This window comes from Streptomyces murinus, assembly GCF_002154555.1.
GTDB classification, from domain to species: Bacteria; Actinomycetota; Actinomycetes; order Streptomycetales; family Streptomycetaceae; genus Streptomyces; species Streptomyces murinus.
Window position 1 is genome coordinate 1 of the sequence record NZ_MUNF01000764.1, and the last position, 6,896, is coordinate 6,896.

Genomic DNA, 6,896 nt, shown 5'->3' on the forward strand with positions numbered 1-6,896 from the left:
GCCGCCCGCCGCCTCGGCCTGCGCATCCCCGACGACATCTCCGTCACCGGCCTCGACGACCTCGCCCTCGCCACCGCCCTCGACCCCGAACTCACCACCGTCCACCTCGACGCCGAGCTCTTCGGCGAACGCGGCATGCACGCCCTCCTCGCCGTCCTGGAGGGCCGCGAACCCCACGGCGGCGACATCCCCGTCCACCTCGTCCTACGCGGCTCCACCGCGCCCCCACGGGCCCCCCGGGACTGAACGCGAGGTGCCCCGGCCGAAACGGCCGGGGCACCTCAGGACCAGGAAGGCGGCGGACTACTCCGCGTCGTCGGACTCCTCCGAGCCGTCCGCGACCGCGGCCGCGCCGTCCGCCTCCAGCAGCCGCGCCAGCTGCCGGCCCACGATCCGCTTGAACTTCCGCTTCTGCGGACGCGTACGGTCCAGCACCGCGACCTCGAGCCGCTCCGCCGGAATCTCCCGCTCGCCGCCGTTCGTGTCCCGCGACAGCGCCTGCACCGCCAGCTTCAGCGCCTCGGCCAGACTCATCCCGTCCCGGTGCCGCTGGTCCAGGAAATTGCTGATCTGCTCCGCGTTGCCACCCACCGCGACCGAGCCGTGCTCGTCCACGATGGAACCGTCGTGCGGCAGCCGGTAGATCTGGTCGCCCTCCGGGGTCTCCCCCACCTCCGCCACCACCAGCTCCACCTCGTACGGCTTCTCGGCCGCCGAGGAGAAGATGGTGCCCAGCGTCTGGGCGTACACATTGGCCAGACCCCGGGCCGTCACATCGTCCCGGTCATAGGTGTAACCACGCAGATCGGCGTAACGGACACCACCGATGCGCAGATTCTCGTACTCGTTGTACTTACCGGCCGCCGCGAAGCCGATCCGGTCGTAGATCTCGCTGAACTTGTGCAGCGCGCGGGACGGGTTCTCGCCGGCGAACACGATGCCGTCGGCGTACTGCATGACCACCAGGCTGCGGCCACGAGCGATGCCCTTGCGGGCGTACTCCGCCCGGTCGGCCATCGCCTGCTGAGGTGAGACATAGAACGGCGTCGACACCGGTTATCCGTCCCTTTCTGTCATGGTCACTGTGATCACCTTGTCAAGAACCGGGCCGCGCTCAGAGCAGCGCGGCCTTGGGGCCGTCCGGCTCCTCCAGGCGCCGCTGGAGCACCGAACGGGAGATCTCGGAGGCCTCTTCCCCGGTGAGCCGGCGGAAACCGTCCTCGGTGATCACGGTGATGATCGGGTAGATCCGGCGGGCGACATCGGGACCACCGGTCGCCGAGTCGTCGTCAGCCGCGTCATAGAGGGCCTGCACCACCAGCGTGGTGGCCTGTTCCTCCGTCAGGTCGTCACGGAACAGCTTCTTCATCGCGCCCCGGGCGAAGACCGAGCCGGAACCCGTCGCCGCGAAGTGGTGCTCCTCGGAACGGCCGCCCGTCACGTCGTACGAGAAGATCCGGCCCTTGTCCCGGTCCACGTCATATCCCGCGAACAGGGGCACCACGGCCAGGCCCTGCATGGCCATGCCGAGGTTGGAACGGATCATCGTCGACAGCCGGTTGGCCTTGCCCTCCAGGGACAGCTGGGCGCCCTCGACCTTCTCGAAGTGCTCCAGCTCCAGCTGGAAGAGCTTCACCATCTCCACGGCGAGACCGGCGGTGCCGGCGATGCCGACCGCGGAGTACTCGTCGGCCGGGAACACCTTCTCGATGTCCCGCTGCGCGATCACATTGCCCATGGTCGCCCGGCGGTCACCGGCGAGCACCACGCCACCGGGGAAGGTCACCGCCACGATGGTGGTGCCGTGCGGGGCCTCGATCACCCCCTGCGTCGGGGGCAGCTGCCGGTTCCCGGGGAGCATCTCCGGCTGGTGCCCGGCGAGGAAATCCATGAAGGAGGAGGACCCGGGCGTCAGGAAGGCAGCTGGTAGACGCCCGGTGCCACGAGTATTGGCTTCCACGAGTTTCCTTCCAGATAGGCGGCGGCCCGGCGTACGGCGTCGGGATCGTCTCCCAACTTGCCGATGGCCGAATTGCAGTTGAAGCACAGTACGCCACGGACCCTACCCGTCTTGTGACAGTGATCCACATGCGCGGCCGGAGCCTTCAAGCAGATCACGCACAAGCCCCGCTGGGAGGCCACCATCGCATCCCGCTCGGCTTCGGTGAGGCCGTACTTGCGCTTGAGGTAGCTGGTTCGGTTCCGCCCCGCGCGACAGGTGCGGCAGTAACTCGCCCAGCCATCGGACGAGGACCTGTTCCGCTCCCACTCCGTATGGGGCTTCACCTCCTGGCACTGCGGGCAGCGCTTGTGCCCGGACGGGACCGCCACTTTCTGTCGGACGGTCTTGCCCATGGCCTCTCGACGGCGCCGGTAGTGCGTGGCGCCGTACTCCGCCACGCACTCCCGGCAGTAGGGCTGAAGACCGTCACGCCGGTTCCTGTCCCGTGCGAAGGCCGCGCGAGGCAGATCCCGCCCGCACTTCCCGCATCCCTTGGCGTTCGGCTCCTCAGCCACCCGTACCCCCCGTGATCTTCACTTCGAAGGCGAAGTGACCAGTGCGCCTTTATTCTCCACCTTTTTGCACGAAGGACCTCACGAAATCCTCGGCGTTCTCCTCAAGTACGTCATCGATTTCGTCCAGGACGGAGTCCACGTCGTCCGACAGCTTCTCCTGTCGTTCCTTGAGGTCCTCGGAGGACTGGGCGTCCTGCGCCTGCTCCTCGACCTCTTCGGTGGACCGTGTGGCCTTCTGCTGGCCGCCGCCGGTGTCCTTGGTTGCCATAACCCTCACCCCGCTCAGTTAGCCTGCCGATCGGTGATGATCAGACCCTACAAGCCGGGTCCGACATCGGCCCCGCAGTTCGTGCAACGTACGGGGGCCATCTCGATGATTCCCGGGCGGCGGGATTTCCACCCGCCGTCACGGACCGCACCGAGTACCCCCCTGGCCCCGCTCACCCGCCCGAAAGCACCCTGACCAGGTCTTCCGCGGTACGGCAGCGGTCCAGCAGCTCCTTGACGTGATTTCGCGTTCCGCGTAGCGGTTCCAGGGTTGGAACGCGCTGGAGGGAGTCCCGCCCGGGGAGGTCGAAGATGACCGAGTCCCAGCTGGCCGCGGCGACGTCGTCGGCGTACTGCTCCAGGCAGCGGCCGCGGAAGTACGCCCGGGTGTCCTCCGGCGGCTTGGTGCGCGCCCGCTCGACCTCGGACTCGTCCAGCAGCCGCTTCATCCGGCCCCGGGCCACCAGGCGGTTGTACAGGCCCTTCTCGGGCCGTACGTCGGCGTACTGGAGGTCGACCAGGTGGAGCCGGGCGGCGTCCCAGTCGAGGCCGTCGCGGTTGCGGTAGCCCTCCATCAGTTCGCGCTTGGCGACCCAGTCGAGTTCGCCGGCGAGGCTCATGGGGTCGTTCTCCAGCCGGGTGAGGGTGTCCTCCCAGCGGCTGAGGATGTCCTTGGTCTGGTCGTCGGCGTCGGCTCCGTGGCGTTCCTCGACGTATTTGCGGGCCAGCTCGTAGTACTCCATCTGGAGCTGTACGGCGGTGAGTGTGCGGCCGCTGCGGAGGGTGACCAGGTGCTTGAGGCCGGGGTCGTGGGAGACCTGGTGGAGGGTGCGGACCGGCTGGTCCACGGCCAGGTCGACCGCGATGAAGCCGTCCTCGATCATGGCGAGGACGAGGGAGGTGGTGCCGAGTTTGAGGTAGGTGGAGATCTCCGAGAGGTTGGCGTCGCCGATGATCACATGCAGGCGGCGGTACTTCTCGGCGTCCGCGTGGGGTTCGTCGCGGGTGTTGATGATGGGGCGCTTGAGGGTGGTCTCCAGTCCGACCTCGACCTCGAAGTAGTCGGCGCGCTGGCTGAGCTGGAAGCCGTGTTCGTGGCCGTCCTGGCCGATGCCGACGCGGCCGGCGCCGGCGAAGACCTGGCGGGAGACGAAGAAGGGCGTCAGATGGCGCACGATGTCCGAGAACGGGGTCTCGCGCCGCATGAGGTAGTTCTCGTGGGTGCCGTAGGAGGCGCCCTTGTTGTCGGTGTTGTTCTTGTAGAGGTGGATGGGCTGGGCGCCGGGGAGCTGGGCGGCTCGTTCGGCGGCCTCGGCCATGATGCGTTCGCCGGCCTTGTCCCACAGGACGGCGTCGCGGGGGTTGGTGACCTCGGGGGCGCTGTATTCGGGGTGGGCGTGGTCGACGTAGAGTCGCGCGCCGTTGGTGAGGATCACGTTGGCCAGGCCGATGTCCTCGTCGGTGAGCTGGCTGGCGTCGGCGGTCTCCCTGGCGAGGTCAAAGCCTCGCGCGTCGCGCAGCGGGTTCTCCTCCTCGAAGTCCCAGCGGGCCCGGCGGGCCCGGTGCATCGCCGCCGCGTAGGCGTTGACGATCTGGGACGAGGTGAGCATGGCATTGGCGTTGGGGTGGCCGGGGACGGAGATGCCGTACTCCGTCTCGATGCCCATTACTCGCCGTACGGTCATGCGGCCCTCCTTGCCCGGCGGCGCCCTCGGTGATGGGTGCCGCTCACGTACCGCTGGCGCTCCGGTGCGTGTGCGGTGCCCGTGCCCGCACTGCGCGACTCGGCGGTAGGAAAGAGCCTAGAACGCCTTTGCGCTGGTGGGGAGATCATTTGCGTCATTGCCTGCTCCGGTCGTGGCCAGAAAAACAGTCGGCTGCGGGTACCCGTGGTGGGCACCCGCAGCCGCCCCGCTTTTACAGGTACTGACCGGTATTGGCCACCGTGTCGATGGAGCGTCCGGTGTCCGCGCCCTGCTTTCCGGTGATGAGGGTGCGGATGTAGACGATCCGTTCGCCCTTCTTTCCGGAGATGCGGGCCCAGTCGTCGGGGTTGGTGGTGTTGGGCAGGTCTTCGTTCTCCTTGAACTCGTCCACGCAGGCTTGGAGGAGGTGGGAGACGCGGAGGCCCTTCTGGGTCTTTTCGAGGAAGTCCTTGATCGCCATTTTCTTGGCGCGCCCGACGATGTTCTCGATCATGGCGCCGGAGTTGAAGTCCTTGAAGTAGAGGACTTCCTTGTCTCCGTTGGCGTAGGTGACTTCCAGGAAGCGGTTTTCCTCGGATTCGGCGTACATCTGCTCGACCGCGGTCTGGATCATGGCTTGGACCGTGGCGTTCTTGTCGCCGCTGTGCTCGCCGAGGTCGTCCGTGTGGAGCGGGAGTCGCTCGGTGAGGTACTTGCCGAAGATGTCCTTGGCGGCCTCGGCGTCGGGACGTTCGATCTTGATCTTCACGTCGAGGCGGCCGGGGCGCAGGATGGCGGGGTCGATCATGTCCTCGCGGTTGGACGCGCCGATGACGACCACGTTCTGGAGGCCTTCGACGCCGTCGATCTCGGCGAGGAGCTGGGGGACGATGGTGTTCTCGACGTCGGAGCTGACGCCGGAGCCGCGGGTGCGGAAGAGGGATTCCATCTCGTCGAAGAAGACGATGACGGGGGTTCCTTCGCTGGCCTTCTCGCGGGCTCGCTGGAAGACGAGGCGGATCTGGCGTTCGGTTTCGCCGACGTACTTGTTGAGGAGCTCGGGGCCCTTGATGTTGAGGAAGAAGCTCTTGCCGGAGGCTTGGCCGGTGACTTCGGCGACCTTCTTGGCGAGGGAGTTGGCGACGGCCTTGGCGATGAGTGTCTTGCCGCAGCCGGGGGGGCCGTAGAGCAGGACGCCCTTGGGCGGGCGTAGCTCGTGCTCCTTGAAGAGGTCGGGGTAGAGGTAGGGAAGCTCGACGGCGTCGCGGATGGCTTCGATCTGGTTGCCGAGGCCGCCGATGGCTTCGTAGCCGATGTCGGGGACTTCTTCGAGGACGAGTTCCTCGACCTCGCTCTTGGGGACGACTTCGTAGACGTATCCGGAGCGGGGTTCGAGCAGGAGGGCGTCGCCGGGTCGGATGGTGACGTCGAGGAGGGGTTCGGCGAGGCGGACCACTCGTTCTTCGTCGGTGTGTCCGAGGACGAGGGCGCGTTCGCCGTCCTCGAGGATCTCCTTGAGGGTGACGATGTCACCGACGCGCTCGTACGCCATGGCCTCGACCACGTTGAGCGCTTCGTTGAGCATGACTTCCTGGCCGCGCCGCATGTCGTCGAGGTCGACGCTGGGGCTGACGTTCACCCGGAGTTTGCGGCCGCCGGTGAAGATGTCGGCGGTGCCGTCCTCGTTGGCTTGCAGGAAGACTCCGAAGCCGGCCGGCGGCTGGGCGAGCCGGTCGACTTCTTCCTTGAGGGCCACGATCTGGTCGCGGGCCTCGCGGAGGGTGTTGGCCAGTCGTTCGTTCTGGGCGGACACGCCGGCCAGGTTGGTCTGCAGCTCGACGATCCGCTCTTCGAGAATCCTCGTGTGTCGCGGAGAGTCGGCGAGCTTGCGTCGCAGGACGGCGATCTCCTGCTCAAGGTAGGCGATCTGCCCGGCCGGGTCGTCGGACCCGCGTCCCGGGCGGATGCCGCGGTTCATGTCGTCGTCGTGGGCTGCCACGGTCCTCACCTCCTCCAAGGGGAGCTGGACGCTTCCAGACCCTACCTGGGTGGGTGTCGATTGAAACCCCTAGATCACAATGACTGTCAAGGTGTGTCGTCGGTCACCCGGTGCGCACTCCCTCGCACGGAGGGGATACCCACTCAACGTGATGGGGAAGCGGCTTGTTCCTTGGTTGGCGTGGTCGAATCCCTTCGGGAGTGGCCGGAGTTGTCGGCTCCGGGCCGGGTGGGCGGGTTCTTGGGCAGGCCGGGGGGCGCTCGTACGTTCATCACGTAGAGCGACGGTGTGGCCTGGCGGTGTCATGGTGGGTGTGGCTGGAAGTGTGCGTCCGGGGTGTGGGGCGTCCTGTTTCTGGTCGAGCGCTCGTACCCGAGCCGGTGGGGGTGGAAACCCGTTGGTGGCCGGAGGTGGCCGGTTCCGGGGGC

At 67.2% G+C, this 6,896-nt stretch carries 7 protein-coding genes; 1 reads left to right on the plus strand and 6 read right to left on the minus strand.

The genetic code is table 11. From position 1 onward, the window contains the following. Positions 1–246 (plus strand): substrate-binding domain-containing protein (locus CCN72_RS34545; protein ID WP_143664302.1); only part of this gene is annotated, 246 nt, incomplete at its 5' end. Positions 247–303: 57 nt separating this feature from the next. On the opposite strand, the gene prcA is transcribed toward CCN72_RS34545, so the two are convergent. From prcA to arc, 6 genes are all read right to left on the minus strand, one after another. Then, positions 304–1,053: a proteasome subunit alpha gene (gene prcA, locus CCN72_RS34550; RefSeq protein WP_085562426.1), complete on the minus strand. Its 750-nt coding sequence runs from the start codon at positions 1,051–1,053 to the stop codon at positions 304–306. A gap of 61 nt (positions 1,054–1,114) precedes the next feature. Beyond that, entirely contained in the window at positions 1,115–1,960 is an 846-nt protein-coding gene (gene prcB, locus CCN72_RS34555; protein WP_037651270.1) for a proteasome subunit beta, read from the minus strand. Beyond that, the gene (locus CCN72_RS34560; RefSeq protein WP_086812295.1) at positions 1,912–2,517 is read right to left on the minus strand and encodes an endonuclease VII domain-containing protein; all 606 of its coding nucleotides are present in this window, start codon (positions 2,515–2,517) and stop codon (positions 1,912–1,914) included. Before CCN72_RS34560 ends, prcB begins: the two co-directional genes overlap by 49 nt. Before the next feature lie 49 nt (positions 2,518–2,566). After that, positions 2,567–2,785, minus strand: a complete 219-nt coding sequence (locus tag CCN72_RS34565; RefSeq protein ID WP_037651273.1) for a ubiquitin-like protein Pup — start codon at positions 2,783–2,785, stop codon at positions 2,567–2,569. Positions 2,786–2,957: 172 nt separating this feature from the next. Then, positions 2,958–4,469 carry a depupylase/deamidase Dop gene (dop, locus tag CCN72_RS34570; protein WP_337999716.1) on the minus strand — a complete coding sequence of 504 codons (1,512 nt, stop codon included), beginning with the start codon at positions 4,467–4,469 and terminating at the stop codon, positions 2,958–2,960. A gap of 232 nt (positions 4,470–4,701) precedes the next feature. Next, positions 4,702–6,468, minus strand: a complete 1,767-nt coding sequence (gene arc / locus CCN72_RS34575; protein ID WP_085562424.1) for a proteasome ATPase — start codon at positions 6,466–6,468, stop codon at positions 4,702–4,704. Positions 6,469–6,896 lie beyond the last annotated feature (428 nt).